Annotated in this window: 11 protein-coding genes; all 11 read left to right on the forward strand. The window is 54.9% G+C overall.

Annotated features, from left to right (window positions below; all coding sequences use genetic code 11):
• Nucleotides 1–12 precede the first annotated feature (12 nt).
• Nucleotides 13–888 carry a carbohydrate ABC transporter permease gene (locus tag ACI5FR_RS20160; protein ID WP_405457592.1) on the forward strand — a complete coding sequence of 292 codons (876 nt, stop codon included), beginning with the start codon at nucleotides 13–15 and terminating at the stop codon, nucleotides 886–888.
• Nucleotides 889–914: 26 nt separating this feature from the next.
• Nucleotides 915–2,228, forward strand: coding sequence for a neutral/alkaline non-lysosomal ceramidase N-terminal domain-containing protein (locus ACI5FR_RS20165; protein ID WP_405457594.1), 1,314 nt, complete (start codon nucleotides 915–917; stop codon nucleotides 2,226–2,228).
• A gap of 16 nt (nucleotides 2,229–2,244) precedes the next feature.
• Entirely contained in the window at nucleotides 2,245–3,909 is a 1,665-nt protein-coding gene (locus ACI5FR_RS20170) for a glycoside hydrolase family 3 protein (RefSeq protein ID WP_405457595.1), read from the forward strand.
• A gap of 350 nt (nucleotides 3,910–4,259) precedes the next feature.
• A complete protein-coding gene (locus ACI5FR_RS20175) occupies nucleotides 4,260–6,044 on the forward strand; it encodes a hypothetical protein (RefSeq protein WP_405457598.1) in 1,785 nt (594 codons plus the stop codon).
• A gap of 17 nt (nucleotides 6,045–6,061) precedes the next feature.
• Nucleotides 6,062–6,547: a hypothetical protein gene (locus ACI5FR_RS20180; RefSeq protein ID WP_405457600.1), complete on the forward strand. Its 486-nt coding sequence runs from the start codon at nucleotides 6,062–6,064 to the stop codon at nucleotides 6,545–6,547.
• 248 nt (nucleotides 6,548–6,795) lie between these two features.
• Nucleotides 6,796–8,415 carry a response regulator gene (locus tag ACI5FR_RS20185; RefSeq protein ID WP_405457603.1) on the forward strand — a complete coding sequence of 540 codons (1,620 nt, stop codon included), beginning with the start codon at nucleotides 6,796–6,798 and terminating at the stop codon, nucleotides 8,413–8,415.
• Complete coding sequence (locus tag ACI5FR_RS20190; RefSeq protein WP_405457604.1) at nucleotides 8,408–10,213, forward strand: sensor histidine kinase; 1,806 nt, start codon at nucleotides 8,408–8,410, stop codon at nucleotides 10,211–10,213. Before ACI5FR_RS20185 ends, ACI5FR_RS20190 begins: the two co-directional genes overlap by 8 nt.
• A 161-nt stretch (nucleotides 10,214–10,374) precedes the next feature.
• Nucleotides 10,375–11,346, forward strand: a complete 972-nt coding sequence (locus tag ACI5FR_RS20195) for an ABC transporter permease (protein WP_405457606.1) — start codon at nucleotides 10,375–10,377, stop codon at nucleotides 11,344–11,346.
• 20 nt (nucleotides 11,347–11,366) lie between these two features.
• On the forward strand, nucleotides 11,367–12,248 hold the full coding sequence (locus ACI5FR_RS20200; protein ID WP_405457608.1) for a carbohydrate ABC transporter permease: 882 nt from the start codon (nucleotides 11,367–11,369) through the stop codon (nucleotides 12,246–12,248).
• A gap of 79 nt (nucleotides 12,249–12,327) precedes the next feature.
• Nucleotides 12,328–14,022, forward strand: a complete 1,695-nt coding sequence (locus tag ACI5FR_RS20205) for a hypothetical protein (protein WP_405457610.1) — start codon at nucleotides 12,328–12,330, stop codon at nucleotides 14,020–14,022.
• A 110-nt stretch (nucleotides 14,023–14,132) separates the two neighbouring features.
• Nucleotides 14,133–15,302, forward strand: a complete 1,170-nt coding sequence (gene nagA / locus ACI5FR_RS20210; protein WP_405457612.1) for an N-acetylglucosamine-6-phosphate deacetylase — start codon at nucleotides 14,133–14,135, stop codon at nucleotides 15,300–15,302.
• Nucleotides 15,303–15,374 lie beyond the last annotated feature (72 nt).

The raw sequence follows: 15,374 nt of genomic DNA on the forward strand, positions 1-15,374 counted from the left end.
GGTTCCGATTCCATGATTCGACCGACAGCAGGAGAGCGTCTCTTCGATATCGGCAATGTCGTGTTTATGCTGCTGCTTATGTTCGTGACCTTGTACCCGTTTTGGTATGTGCTGGTCGCTTCCATCAGCGAACCGGGGTATATCGCCGCGACGCGGGGGGCAATCTGGTGGCCACACGGGTTCAACCTGGGGTCCTACAAGGCGGTGTTTCACAATCCGGTCATTCAGACGGGGTATCTGAATACGTTGTTCGTCGTCGTCGTAGGAACCGCCCTGAACATCCTGATGACGTCGCTCGGCGCGTATGTGCTGTCCCGGCAAAACGTCATGCTGAAAAACGCCATTATGTTTATGATCGTGTTTACGATGTTTTTCGGGGGCGGGCTCATTCCCAATTACATCCTGGTGACGAGCCTGGGCATGCTGGACAGCTTGTGGGCGCTCATCATCCCGGTCGCCGTGAGCTCCTTTAACCTGATCATCATGCGGACGGCGTTCCAGGCCGTGCCCGTCAGCCTGGAGGAGTCGGCCCGGCTGGACGGCGCGAACGATTTTACGATTTTGTTCCGGGTGGTGCTGCCGCTGTCTTTGCCGGTCGTGGCGGTGATGATCTTATTTTACGGCGTGGCCCATTGGAACTCCTGGTTCGGAGCGCTCATTTATATGCGCGATCGGACGCATTATCCGCTGCAGCTCATTCTGCGCGAGATCCTCATCAGCAACAGCACGGACAGCATGACGGTGGATTCCGGAGGCGACAAGCTGCAGGTCGCTTTGACGATCAAATATGCGACGATCATCGTCGCCACGGGCCCGATTCTGATTTTGTATCCGTATTTGCAAAAGTTTTTCGTGAAAGGCGTCATGATCGGTGCCATTAAAGAATGATGTAGGGACCGAAAGGGGGACTTCATATGAAATTCAGTTTGTCCAAAGCGGATATTACTCCGCAAACTCCCGTCTGGATGGCCGGCTTCGGCGATCGGACCCATGAAAGCGAAGGTATCCACGATCCGATTTTTGCCAAGGCGGTGCTCCTGCAAGCGAACAAAACGCTGTTGATCCTGACCCTGGATTTGTCCGGCGGCGATCGAAGCTTCATCGTGGGGATCAAGACGATATTGGAGGAAACGTTCGGCTTGAAGCACGACGAGGTGCTCATCAACTTCTCGCATACGCATCATGCTGTTGCCGCGCGGGGAGAAACGCACGGAGAACGGGATCCCATGTACCGAAGCGCCATCGATTACCGGTTCATCCGGGACACCATCGTCCGGCTTGTCACGGAGTGCTGCTCGAATCTGGAGGAAGGACAACTGCTGCTGGGCCGGGGCACCTCTATCTTCGGCGTCAGCCGCCGCAAATTGACCGACAAGGGCGTTTTATGGAAGCCGACCTATAACACCCCTATCGATCACGATTTGTTCGTGTTCCAGCTGCTGAACGCCGCCGGGGAGCGGAAGGGCATCATCTACAGCTATGGCTGCCACCCGACCTCGATGAGCTCGGACAATTATTTGATTTCGAACGATTTTCCGGGTCGCACCAACAGCTACCTCGAGGAGACGTACCCCGGCACGATGGCGGTGTTCCTGCAAGGCTGCGCAGGAGAAATCAAGCCGCTCAAGTGCTCGGTCGGCGACGACTTCATCAGCTGTACCTTCGAGCAGATGGAGGAAGCGGGGGTGGATCTCGCCAAAGACATCGTCCGTGTTCTGGAGAAGCAGCCGTTTACCCCGGTTCAAGGCGTGTTCAAATCGATTTTAGTGGAAGCGTCTTTGTTCATGGAGCACACCCCGATTGAATTTTTCGAAGCGATCGTGAATAACCCCCAGATCGGCGAAGTGCGCCGGAGAGGAGCCCAGCGCAAAATCAAGCTGTTCCAGGAGGGCTTGGCCAAGGACCGGACCTCGATTTACATCTGCATCTGGCATCTGGATGAAGACACGCGCCTGATTGCGATGGAGGGCGAAATCTCGACCGAATATTCCATGCTGCTCAAGCAGCTGTTCCCGGGCGGTAAAACGATCGTTTTGGGGTATTCGAACGGAGTTACCTTCTATGTGCCGACCCGCAAAATGATCGGCGAAGGCGGCTACGAGGTGGATTATTTGCATATCGGCGGGCCGTACACAGGGATTTTTTTGCCGGAGATCGAAGATATAATCGTGGGTCAAATTACAAAAGCAGATTTGGCCCTCCGAAAATCGGAAGCCAGTGTGAACTGAGGAGAGGGATGCAGCTGTGGAACACATCGTGGAGCAATGGATGGAGCGGTTGACACTGGAGCAGAAAATCGCCCAAATGATCGTGGTAAGAGGGCACGACTACTTGGACCAAGCCCGTCGGATGAATGCAGAAGATCAGATCGGGGGGATCGGAGCGGTCCTGCTGACGACCAAAGGCTCGCGCAAGCTGGAGGACGTGACGAAGTGGATCCGGGAATTTCAAACCGGCGCTTCCGCTCCGGTCCTGTTTTATCTGGACGCCGAAAACGGCCTCGCCGATACGTTCGAATTCGGGACGCCGTTCCCGACGCTGATGGCGCTCGGCGCCACCCGGTCTCGGGAGCTCGCTTACCGGATGGGGCGTACGATCGCGGCGGAAGCCCGCGCTCTCGGCTTCGGCGTCGTCAGCAATCCGACGGTGGACGTCAACTCGAATCCCGACAACCCGATCATCAATACCAGAGCCATCAGCGACCGGCCGGAGCTGATCGTCGACTTGGCGGCGGAGATCGTACGCGGGATGCAGGAAGGCGGCGTCGTGCCTACGGCCAAGCATTTCCCGGGCCACGGCGATACGCAGGAGGATTCGCACGTGTCCATGCCTGCGGTTGAGCGCAGCAAGGACTATTTGATGGAGGTCGACCTCAAGCCGTACCGGGAGCTGATTCCCCGGGGGCTGATGGGGATCATGACGGCGCATATCCTCTATCCGGCGCTGCTCGCTCCGGGAGAAGAACGGGTGCCGGCCACCTTGTCCCGCACGATTATGACGGACCTGCTCCGGGACGAATTCGGTTTCGAGGGGCTGCTCATCTCCGACAGTCTGACGATGAAGGGGATCAAAACGCAATACGGCATCGAGCAGGCGGCCGTACTGGCGATTAAGGCGGGCCACGATATCATCCTGCAGGATTATGAATCGGATCCGGCGATTACGTTCCAGGCCGTATTCAATGCGGTGCGGACGGGCGTGCTCGAGATGGAGCAAATCGATGCTTCCGTAAGGCGTATTCTGGAGATCAAAGCCCGGTATAACCTGCTGGACCTCGTCCCGCTCGAGCCGGAAGAGGTGCTGAAGGTCGTGCAATCGCCCGAGCACCGGGCCGTCGCCGCGGCCATCAGCGACCGGTCGGTAACCGTGCTGGAAGCGGCCACCTTGCCGTTCGCTGACCGGAAAACGCTGCTGATCGCCACGGTCGGGCAGGAAGAGGGCATGGAGGCGGAGGACCTCGGGTATGTGGTCAAAGGCAAAACCGGGTATCTCCAAGAGCAAATGCAGCCCTATGTGCGGGACTTGGACCGGGTCATCGTTCACGAGCATCCGACCGACGAGGATTTCGCCAAAGTCCGGGAGGCTTTGGAAGGAAACCGCTACGAGCAAGTGATTTACGCTACCTTCGTGCGGGTGTTGTCCTACAAGGCAGGAAGCGGGACGGTGCCGCAAGTCCAGCTGGATCTGATGAACCTGATCCGGGAGCGGCATCCGGAGACGGCGCTGCTGATTTTTGGGAGCCCCTACATCCTGCGGAAAATGGACCCGCCTTCCAACTGCATCTGCACCTATGGAGATTGTGTCTATTCCATCGATGCGGCGCTGAAGGTGTTGTTCGGCACCATGCAAGCAAGCGGCAAGCTGCCGGTTAACGTCAATGAAAAATATCCGTACGGGTACGGTTTGTAATGAATGTCGAACGACAAGAACATAGCCCGATCCAACCCGCATAGCTTGCGGGTTTTTGTTTTTGGTCTCGGTGTAAAGATGAAAATAACCAAGCTTAAGATTTAGGGGGTCAGATTTGACCCGAGAAGGATAATTGTTTCCCAGTAAAGTTTAGCATCGCCTCGTTTATCGGCGAGGTCGATCGCTCTACCATGAGAAGTGAGCTTGTGACTTTCGATCCGGCGGTGGAGTTCGCCGCAAGGCAGGACGTTTCCCGCTTCAACCGGAAAGGAACACCAGTCAGGCCGGGAGACATCGACGTTCGGGCGTTGAACTCGTCAGTTAAAATCTAAGCGACAAGGGGACGGGCCATGAAGAACAGTTACTTGATTCACGATTTGATCCGGATTTGTCCGCAATCCGGCCAAGTGTTGGAGGAGCAGGCGCGTGTCCGTACGCTGGAGGAGCTGGCGGAACAGCCGGCGAACCTGATTTCTCCGCGGAACGCCTATGTATGCTTCCAGCTGATCGTACGGCTGGGCGGCGGTACCGTGCCCAAGATCCTTATCGAGGCCGATGCCGTCACGGGGGAGCAGGACGAAATTGCCGCCCGGGAATTCGATTTCTATGCGGAGTGGTTTCACTGCGTGAAAGACCGGTACTATCCGGATGCGCTCGTACCGTTGGCTGAGGGAGATTCGGAGGCGCTCTCGCTCGCAGCGGTGACGAAGCGGAACGCCATTCCGGAACAGGCCTATGCGGCCGTCTGGGTCGATCTGTTCGTTCCTGCGAATATTCGGGCCGGTGACTATCGCGGCGCGGTTCGCGTGAGAATTGGCGACGCGACCGATACGCATGAATTCCGGCTTAAGGCGCTGGAAACCGCCGTGCCGAACGAATCGCTCGTGATTGCCGATCTGAACAGCTACGCGGACAATCTGTCCAGAAGAATCGATTACTTGCGAAGCAATCGATATCGCTACGAGGACGGCACCTATTTTCAGGTCGAGAAGCAGTTTTTCCGGATGGCCCACGAGCACCGGTGCCTTTTTCATTATTTGCCTTATGAGCATTCGGGGAACATTCCCGACGTCTTCATCCCCGAGCTGGAGGGTCGCGGCAAGGAGATGCGCGTGAAGGACTGGTCGCGCTTCGACGAGCATTTCGGCCCGTATCTGGACGGCTCTGCGTTCGCAGACACGAAACGCGGCGCCATTCCGATTCCGTATATGTATCTTCCGTTCAATTTTCATTGGCCGGCGGATTATGTGAAGTTCGGGACCAAAGGCTACCGGACGGAGTTTAAGGCTATCATGGAGGAATTTCATCGGCATTTTACGGAAAAAAGCTGGCTGCAAACGAAATTTGAGCTTTTCCTCAACCATAAGAAGCGGTATAAGCTGTTCCCCTACGACGGAGACGAAACGCGCTTCATTTGGGACGAGAAGATTAACGATATTTTCTACGACCTCTCCAAGGATGCGTTAGAGAAGGAGAGCGGCGCCCAGTTCATCTTCCGCACCGACTCGAGCTGGAGCTACGGATTGCATTATGAGAAGTATGCCGATCTGATCCGTCTGTGGGTTGTCAACGAGCAAATTTTCTCGTGGTTCCCGGAGAGCTTGGAGGTGCTCCGTGCAGCCGGCAACGACGTATGGACTTATGGAAGCGCTCAGCCAATAAGCCAGACGCTGTTCGGCACCGTAATTGCTCCTCTTGCGGCGGTAATGAGAGGGGTGGACGGGATCGTATACTGGGAGAATACGCTCTGGGGCGATGATTGGCACCATACCCCCGAATCGGATGGAGGCACGACGATGTTCTATCCGGGTGACCGGCTGTTCGGCATTCTTGGTCCCATTCCGTCGATCCGGCTCAAAACACTGCGCAGCACGATGCAGGTGGTCGATTGCATGGAGCAGTGGATCCGTAAGCAGCCGGAGGGCGGAAGGCACCGAATGGGCGAGTTGATCGCCAGCGTCCTCGGCATCGAGCCGGGCTCCTGGTGGCCGGGCAAGCCGGATTTCCTTCAGAAGCCGCCTTACGAATGGCTGGGCGGAGTGTTCAGCGAAGCACCGATAGCGACGCTGTACAAGGGACAACCGCCGGAAACGTTCGCGGATCTACAGCGCGCATTATGGGCCATAGTAGGATAAGGGAGGAGGAACGCAACATGAAACGATTGTGTGATCCGTTAATGGAAATCGCTCGGATCGGAGCGCTGTTCGTTCCGGGAGACATGTTCGAACAGGTGATGCCTCCCGAACGGCGCGAATATCCCTTAATTGTGGCGGGCTCAACGAGTCAGTTCGCGGTCAGCGACGAGGTGGACTTCATGGAGGATCACTTCAATGCCCTGAAGCGGGTTCTGTTGTTGACGGAGCGAATCGATCCGGAACGGCGTCCTTATGCGGCGCTATGGATCCGACGTCCCGAAAATCCGTCGCACGGCGAAGTGATGGTAGCCGGCCGGGCTTTGCCGTCGGAAGGGTGCGATATTCAGCCGTTATGGCCGGAAATATTGCGCGCCTTCTCGGGCTTGCCGACACGCAGGGACCGGGGCTGCGGGGAAACGGTCTACTATCCTATTCGCAATTCGGATGAAGAAATCGTGGGAGTTCTGGAGATCACCGCAAACGTCCAGCCGCTTTTCGTATAAATAGGCGAAGTTCCAATTGTTGCACCATGCGATCGGTCGTCCCGATAAACCGTTTCGGGTTCGGCCTCTCGTGCGGTGCTTTTTTACCGTTTTCTCACTTTTCGCGAGAGGAGAGCTCGCTCGAAGCGCCGAACAGTACACATACGGATAAAAATAACCGGAAATAGATAAATGTATCCCATAGCGGCCTTATGGATCGTTTAAGCAATATTAGAAGTAGGCAAACTTACAGGCGGGGAGAGAGCGCAATGGCACGTGTACTGGTCGTGGACGACGAGCAAGAAATTCGGAAAGGTCTCGTAACCCAAATTCCTTGGGCGGAGTGGGGCGTGGACGAGGTGCTCGACTCCGATGACGGCGATACGGCACTCGAGCTTGCGCTCCGGTTACGCCCGGATCTGATCATCACGGATATTCGCATGCCTCGCATGAGCGGGCTGCAGCTGATTGAGAATCTCGTGCGCCGCTCCTACGAAGGCGACTTTATCGTCATAAGCGGCTTCGATGATTTTCATTATGCCAAGGAAGCGTTCAAGCTGGGGGTATCCGATTATTTGCTCAAGCCGATCAGCAAGGACGAATTGGGCAAGGCGGTTGCGATATGCTTGCAACGCATACGCGAACGAACGGCACTGGAGCAAAACCGAAGCTTCCTGCGGGAAGGGTACGAGCTGGCGATTCTCAAGATGAGGGAGGCAGCGCTGCGCGAATTGATCAGCCGCCCGACCCGCGAAGATCAGGGGCTGCGGATCGAGCATAAGCTGCAGCAGCTGGATCTCGAATGGCTGCTTGGCGCGAAGCTTCGGCTCCTTCTGTTCGGGGTCGATAGCATGAAAGCGTTAACAGATGAGCCGTCCGCGAACGATAAGGATCAACTGCTTGATTCCGTCGGCCGAATATTGCTGCAGACGTTCGAAGAGTCGCTGCATGACCGGTACGTGCTGTTCCGTTCCAAAGATGACGATTGGGTAGTCTTGCTTGAAGACAAGGGGGAAGCCGAGCCGCTTGAAACCGTGTCGGATGCGGCTGCCGAACGAATAAGGGCGGAGATGAAGATCCGTGTATACCGGAGTGAATCGGATAGCTGCGGTACGCTGGCGAACGTATTCGATATGCATCGCAAAGCGCAAGCATCGCTTGTTTATTCGAAGGTTCACGGAAGCAGCGGAGACATTGAAGAGGAGAGCGATCCGGACGGCCGACTCGAGCTTCATCATGCGAGCTCCAAAGAGCTGGTGGAGATGATGAAATTCGAGACGGAGCACGAAATCCGGGAAGTAGCGGAGAGCTTCTCCAAGCTCGTCAAATCATGGAACGTCCATCATCCGAAGGATCTTCAGCAGCGAACGTTCGAATGGCTGCTCGACATCTTCCGGACCGCGCAGAAATCGGGCTGGAAGGAGACAGCCTGGGAGAAAAATCCGATCGTCCTATGGGAGCGGCTCGAGCGCTTCGACACCCTGGAGTCGCTCAAGCAGGAGGTAACGCTCCTGCTTCTTCAGGCAGCCGAGAGCATGCGAGAGCAATTCGGCTCGAGAAGTCAGATCGTGCACGAAGCGCAGCGGATCATTCTACAGCGCTATCAAGAAAACCTGACATTGCAAACGGTTGCAGAACAAGTGCATGTGACGCCGGTATGGCTCAGCAAGCTGTTCAAGAAGGAAACCGAGATGAACTTCCTGGAGTATATGACCGACATCCGGTTGACCAAAGCGGCGGAGCTGCTCGGCGATCTGAACCATAAGGTGTATCAGATCAGCTACATGATCGGGTACCAGGATCCGGTCCATTTCTCCAAGCTGTTCAAGCGAAAATATGGCTGCACGCCTCAGGAATACCGCAACAGCAAGGGGAATCAGCATGAATAGATTTCTGATGGCCGCGCTAGGGCGATTCTCGATCCGACATCAAGTGATTCTGCTGTTCTTCCTCGTGATCGTCCTTCCTTTCTTGTTTATCGGCTATTTCGCCTATTCGAAATCCGTCAAAGCCATTCAGGACGTGAGCTCCGTCGTGTCAGAGGAGATGATGGGCAAGAACGCCAAAAATCTCGACAACTATTTGGAACTCGTAGACACCGCGCAGAACGAAATCATGTATTCATCCGAGATGCAAAACCTGCTGAGTATCGAACCGGCCGACACGCTCGAGGAGATGGAAATCGCGGCACAGCTCATTCAATATACCAGCATGCTCAGCAGCAACTCACAAGCGTACTCCATCCGGATTTTTCCGATCGAGCCGTCCCGCTATCCGTCATTCACCCATTCGATCTACCAGGGTGTCGACGTCGAGAAGGAGGATTGGTTTCGCCATGCGAAGGATATGAAGTCGCCCTTCTGGCAGCTGTTCCTCCCGAATGATAATAAAGCTTTCTACAAGGAGCCGATTCTGTCGAAGATCAAGCAGCTGTACGGGCTGGACAAGTCACAGCCGCTTGGCTACGTCGCCGCCGATATTAAAGCGAGCACCCTTAGCTACTACCTGGCTCCGGTCAAGACGCTGGATCAGCAGCAGATCATGCTGCTGGACGAGAACGATATGATCGTATATCACCAGGATCAGTCGCTGATCGGTACTCGCATCGACTCGCTCGAGCTCCGCGACTATTTGCATCAGTCCCCCGAGACGTCACATCCCATTGATATCGGCGGGACGAAGTATATCGTGACTACAGCGCCGCTCGCCCACAACGATTGGAAGGTCGTCAGCCTGCTTCCGGTCTCCGTCCTGACGAAGCCGGTGTCCGGCATTGAGCGTATCAGCCTGCTGTTTCTCTTTTTTTATTTTGCGTTATCCGTCTTTACGATCGCTTACTTGACCTCGCGGTTCACCAATCCGATTCAGAAGCTCGTTCTGGCCATGCGCAAGGTGGAGCGGGGCGATTTTTCGTCCGGCTGGCCCCAGGTCCAACGTGCGGACGAAATCGGCTGGCTATACCGCGGCTTCGACAACATGGTCCGGAGAATCGATCAGCTCGTGGAGATGGCGGAGAAGGAGGCCAAGAACAAGAAAGAGCTGGAGTTTCAAGTGCTCACGCATCAAATCAATCCGCATTTTCTGTACAACACGCTGGAGGCGATTCGTTGGAAGGCGGAAAGCCGCAAGGCCGACGACATCAGCGAGATGGTCAGGTCGCTCGGCAATTTGCTTCGGCTCAGCTTGAACGACGGCCGCGAGCTGTCGACAGTAGAGAGGGAGATCGAGCATGTCAAGGCTTATGTCAGCATTCAAACGGCGCGTCAGCAAACTTCGATCCGGATCGTCTATATGATCGACGACGACATCATGCGCCTGCCCTGCCTGCGGCTGCTGTTCCAGCCGCTGGTGGAAAATGCGATCAAGCACGGTACGCGGCATGCGGGCGAAGGCGAAGCGGTAAAAATCGTCATTACAGGCAGCAGGGAAGCCGCTTTATTGCGGTTTGAGATCATGGATAACGGTCCGGGCATACCGGAGGAAGTCCGCGACTCGCTGCTGTCTTCGGAGACGGTCGCCCCGAATCAAAGGAAGGGAGTCGGTCTTCGCAACGTTCACGAACGGCTGGTCATTTACTTCGGAGAACGTTACGGGCTTCGGATTGCGGGCCGTACGGGGAGCGGGACCGTCATTGAGCTGCTTCACCCGGTGCTGGATGAAGCGTCCGGGCTCGGGAACAACCTTTAAACCCGCACGGCACCTGACCTTTTCGCGTCAGGTGCTTTTCCTTTTTCCAAGCCCGAGTATCCCGGAAGATTAATAATCACCTAGTAAACATCAATTTTAATAGATACAAAGCGGTTCGTGCCGGGTGATAAAATGAGGTCAAACAGGATGGAGGAATGGGAATGAATACGAAAGCCGTTTCGGACTTGAAAACGATTCCAATCAACAACAGGAGAACGTTGCGGTTTTCCCGGTTTTGGAAGCAGATCAAAAAACAGCATGTACTCTTATGGATGTCCGTTCCGATCATGCTGCATCTGGCTTTGTTCCAGTTCGTGCCGTTGTGGGGCTGGCTCATGGCGTTCAAGGATTATCATATCGGACAAAACCTGCTGGAGGCGAAGTGGGTCGGGCTGAAGCATTTCCAAACGCTGCTCGGGCACAGCGATTTCCTCCAGGATTTGCGCAACAACATCGTCATGAATTCGATGCAGCTGGTAACGGGAACTGTGTGCGCCGTCGCACTCGCCATCGTACTGAGCGAGCTAAGAAGCAAATGGTTCGTCCGCATCGTTCAGACGATGACCTACTTGCCGCACTTCGTTTCCATGGTGGTCGTAGCGAATATCTTCGTCATGCTGCTCTCCCCGGACGGGGGATTGGTCAATGAGCTTATGATCCAGTGGGGCTGGATTGACGAAGGGATCTTTTACTTCGGCCAAGCCAAATGGTTCTGGATTTTGCACACGCTGATCATGACGTGGAAAGGGTTCGGCTGGGGCGCGATCATCTACTTGGCGTCGATCTCCGGCATCGATCCGAGCCTTTACGATGCGGCGCAGGTTGACGGAGCGAGCCGCTGGCAGCGCGTGAAGTATATCGTAATCCCGTCGATTATTCCTACGTTGGTGCTTCTGACTATCCTGGACATCGGCTACTTGATGACCGGCGGCTTCGAATCGCAGTTTCTGCTAGGCAACGTGATCAATGCCGAATATTCGGAGGTCATCTCGATTCTGGCACTGAGGCTGGGGCTGAATGAAGGGGACTTCTCGTTCGGAACGGCTGTCGGCATCTTCAATTCCGTCGTCAGCGTGACGCTCGTCCTTATCGTGAATGCGATTGCCAGAAGGTATAAAACCAACCTTTTTTAACGATTGGAGAGAATCCGACCATGCTTGATCAACGGACTATGGGTGAGCGAATCGTCGATGCCGTTTTCTACACGCTGTTGACGTTGGCCGCCATTTCGACCGTATACCCCTTCGTATATTTGCTCATCATTTCGCTGAACGAGACCTCGGATGCCTTGAAGGGCGGCCTGTATTTGCTGCCCCGGAAGTTTACACTCGAGAATTACGCTTATGTATTTCAGAACGAGAGGCTTGCTAGGGCGACCCTTAATTCTGTGCTGCGAACGGTGATCCAAACCTTATTGTCCGTCTTCTGCTGCGGGATGCTCGCATACGTGCTCAGCCGGCGAACATTTATATTCCGCAAGCTGTTCAGCTTCCTCCTCATCGTCACCATGTACGTCAGCGGGGGGCTCATTCCCACCTATTTGCTGATCAAAAATTTGGGGCTGATGAACACGTTTGCCGTTTATATCGTTCCCGGCATCGTGAGCGCTTTCTACGTCTTCGTAATGAGAACGTTCTTCGAGCAGCTGCCCGATGGACTCGTCGAGTCGGCTTATATCGACGGAGCGAACGATTTTCGGATCTATACGCAGATCATTCTGTGGATCAGTCTTCCGGTCGTGGCAACGGTTGCACTCTATGTCGCCGTCGGCGAATGGAACACGTGGTTCGACAACTACCTATACAACAGCCGCAATGAGAAGCTCGCCGTCCTTCAATACGAGCTGCAAAAAATGATTCAGACCATCGAAACCAGATCTTCGGAATCTGGAGAAAGCGGGGGGATTCGAATCATTTCACCACTCACCATCAAAGCGACGTTAACCATTCTCGTTACCCTACCGATCCTGCTCGTCTATCCGTTCCTGCAAAAATATTTCGTCAAAGGCTTGACGCTTGGGGCTATGAAGGACTGATTTCATTGCCGTCTCCGGTAAGCGAGTCATGTTGGGGACGATATGAAATAAATCGATCAAAAATCGGAGGTCGCAAAGAATGTGGAAAAGGAACAAGCTTAACCTGTTAACCGCCGTATTGGTAACCGGAAGCCTGCTGGTCACCGCATGCTCCAAAAGCAATACGGGCGAGGGGTCCACACAGAGCCCGACCCCAGCCGCGACGGGAACTGCGTCACCGGGGCCGGCTACCCCGGCTAAGACGCCGTTCACGTTCACGATGAATACGGACAATCCGATCATGAACTGGACGAGCGACGTGGCCAAGGAAATTACCAAACGCACGGGTGCCACCATTAAGTGGGACATCATCACCGGCGACTTCCGGACGAAGATGAACGTTTGGCTCGCGGCAGGCGATTTTCCAGAGGTCGTGAACATTCACGACAATACGCTGCAGTCGTATATCCAAGCGAAGGCCGTTATCGATCTTACCGATCTCATCAAGCAACACGCTCCCAATATTATGAAAGCGTATAACAACGACTTGACCTTGCTTAAAGATAAAAATGACGGGAAAATATACGGTCTGCTGCAGCCCCCGACCAAGAAGGTGAACGATCTAACTAAGAAGGGATGGATCGGCATCCAATCGGCCGTCCTGAAGGACGCCGGATATCCGGCGATCAAGACGCTCGACGATGTCCGCAACGTCGTCGCGAACTATATGAAGAAATATCCGGAGATCGGAGGAGGCAAGACAATCGGCTTCTCCAACTACGGATCCGCGAATCAGTTGTTCAATATTTTCGATACGGCGGCTCGATCGTATGGCGGCTTCGCGAGTACGGCGTCAGTATTCGTCGACGATCAGTGGAACGCCAGATTGCGCTTCTTCGAGCCAGGGTATACCGATTTCTTTAAATTCTTAAACAAAGTCAATGGGGAAGGGCTCTTCGACCCCGAATCGCTGGTGCAGACACCCGAACAGTTTGCTACAAAATGCAACCAAGGCCGCGTGCTCGCCATATTCGGTGGCGGAGGGGACTGTAACAGCACGCTGGAGAAAAATAACATGGCCGACCGCTCCTACGTCTGGTTCGACATCGTGGCGCCAGGGAAAACCAAATATGAAGTGAAACCGACGGGAGAAGCGAACCGCGGCGGCGAAATGTGGCTGTCGATTACGAAGAACGCCAAGGACCCGGTCCGCATCATCCAGTTCTACGACGATATGTTCAAGCTGGAAAACCAAATTCTTGTCGGCTGGGGATTCGAAGGAAAGTATTATAAAGTCGAGAACGGGAAACGGGTTGTGACGGATTGGCTGGTCGATCAATATAAAACCCACCCGGATACATTCTGGGAGGATGTGGGGTTAGGTTATGCCCGTCAGATGTCGACCAACTATGGAGCCGGTTTTACGCTTTCGGACGGCGATTTTGCAATGTGGCAATTCTCGGAAAGCTGGATTTCGAAAACCACGAGCCCTGTCGTGGTAGAGACGCTGTCGAAATACGGGGCAAAAACGCAAGCCGATCTGCTCGTCAAGTCGATTGAAAGAGATTATGGAAGTACGGCCGGCAAGGGGACGGACGAAATGAAGAAGTTTAATACGGAAGCCATTGCCGAGTACGGCAAAACACTGCCGAAGTTTATTCTCGAGAAGGACGCGTCCAAGCTCGACGGTATCTGGCAAGGACTCGAGAAGACGCTCAAGGAGAAAGGACTCGATAAGTATAACCAAGCCTCAACGGAGATTTATCAAGCCGCCTCGAAAGAAATCAAGAAGTAAGCAAGCGGCGTAAGCAAGGGCCGTTCCGAGCAGCGAGAGCTGCTGAAGGAACGGCCCTTCGTTCTTCAACCCTCCGGAAGCTAAAAAACAGGACAAGGAGTGTGGACGCGATGATCGGTAATGTACAGGGTCGTCGATTGTATAGGAATGGCAAGGTGTTTTTGAACGGTCATTTTATGGATAATCGAAGTCTGTTAGTCGACGGGGAAGGGAGAATTGAAGCGGTCGGCGGTGCGGAGTTATACTCAGCGGACACGCCCGTTCTCGATCTGGCGGGAAATCTCGTCATCCCCGGGTTGATCGACGTCCATGTTCACGGGGGAGGAGGGTGCCAGTTGATGGACGGATCTTACGAGGGGTTGAACGGGATGAGCCGGTTTCATGCGGCACACGGCACGACCTCTTTCCTCGGGACCACGGATTCGGCCTCCGGGCGGGAAATCCTGAGCGCGTTGCAACTGGCACACGATGAGGAAGTGAAGGGGCTGGACGGTGCAGAGCTGCTCGGGTTCCATCTGGAAGGGCCCTTCCTGAATCCGATTCGCGGCGGGGCTCAGGATCCGTCCCATATTCGGGCCGTGAACCTCGACGAGCTTCGTCGATATATCGAGGCTTCGGGAGACCGAATCCGCCTTGTCACGCTTGCTCCTGAGATGGAATTGGGGATGGAAGCGGTCGAGCTGCTGTCCCGTGCAGGCATAACCGTATCAATCGGGCATTCGGATGCGACATACGGTCAGGTGGCGGAGGCGATTCACAGAGGGGCGAGCCATACGACGCATCACTTCAACGGGATGAGCCCGTTCCATCATCGGGAGCCCGGCGTCGTCGGCGCGGGACTGATGTTTTCGGACCTGACGACCGAGCTGATCGCGGACGGCGTACACGTTCATCCGGCCGTCGTCAAGCTGCTGTTCGACATCAAGGGCGCCGATCGTATCTGCATGATCACGGATGCGGTGGCCTGTGCCGGCCTTCCCGACGGCGATTACGGCCATTCGCTTATGCGTGACGGCCAAGTATGGCTTAAGGACGGCTCCAGCCTGGCGGGCAGCTCGTTAACGATGCTTCAGGCGTTGCGAAACACCGTTGCTTTCACCGGCTATACCCTGGAGCAGGTGCTGCCCGCCTTTACGGAGGCGCCGGCGCGTCAGTCCGGGTTTCCGAACCGCAAGGGGAGGTTGGAGGCGGGGATGGACGCCGATTTTCTCATCGTTCGCGAAGATGTCACGCTTTTGGCGACTTATGTTCGAGGAAGGGCGGTTTACGAAAAGGAATAGCGTATTCGGTTACAAGGCGCGGAAAGAGATCCGCATAAATCCTGAAATCTAGCATTATGATTTAATATAAAG

The sequence above is a fragment of the Paenibacillus sp. HJGM_3 genome, from assembly GCF_045062745.1.
Taxonomy (GTDB): Bacteria; Bacillota; Bacilli; order Paenibacillales; family NBRC-103111; genus Paenibacillus_AA.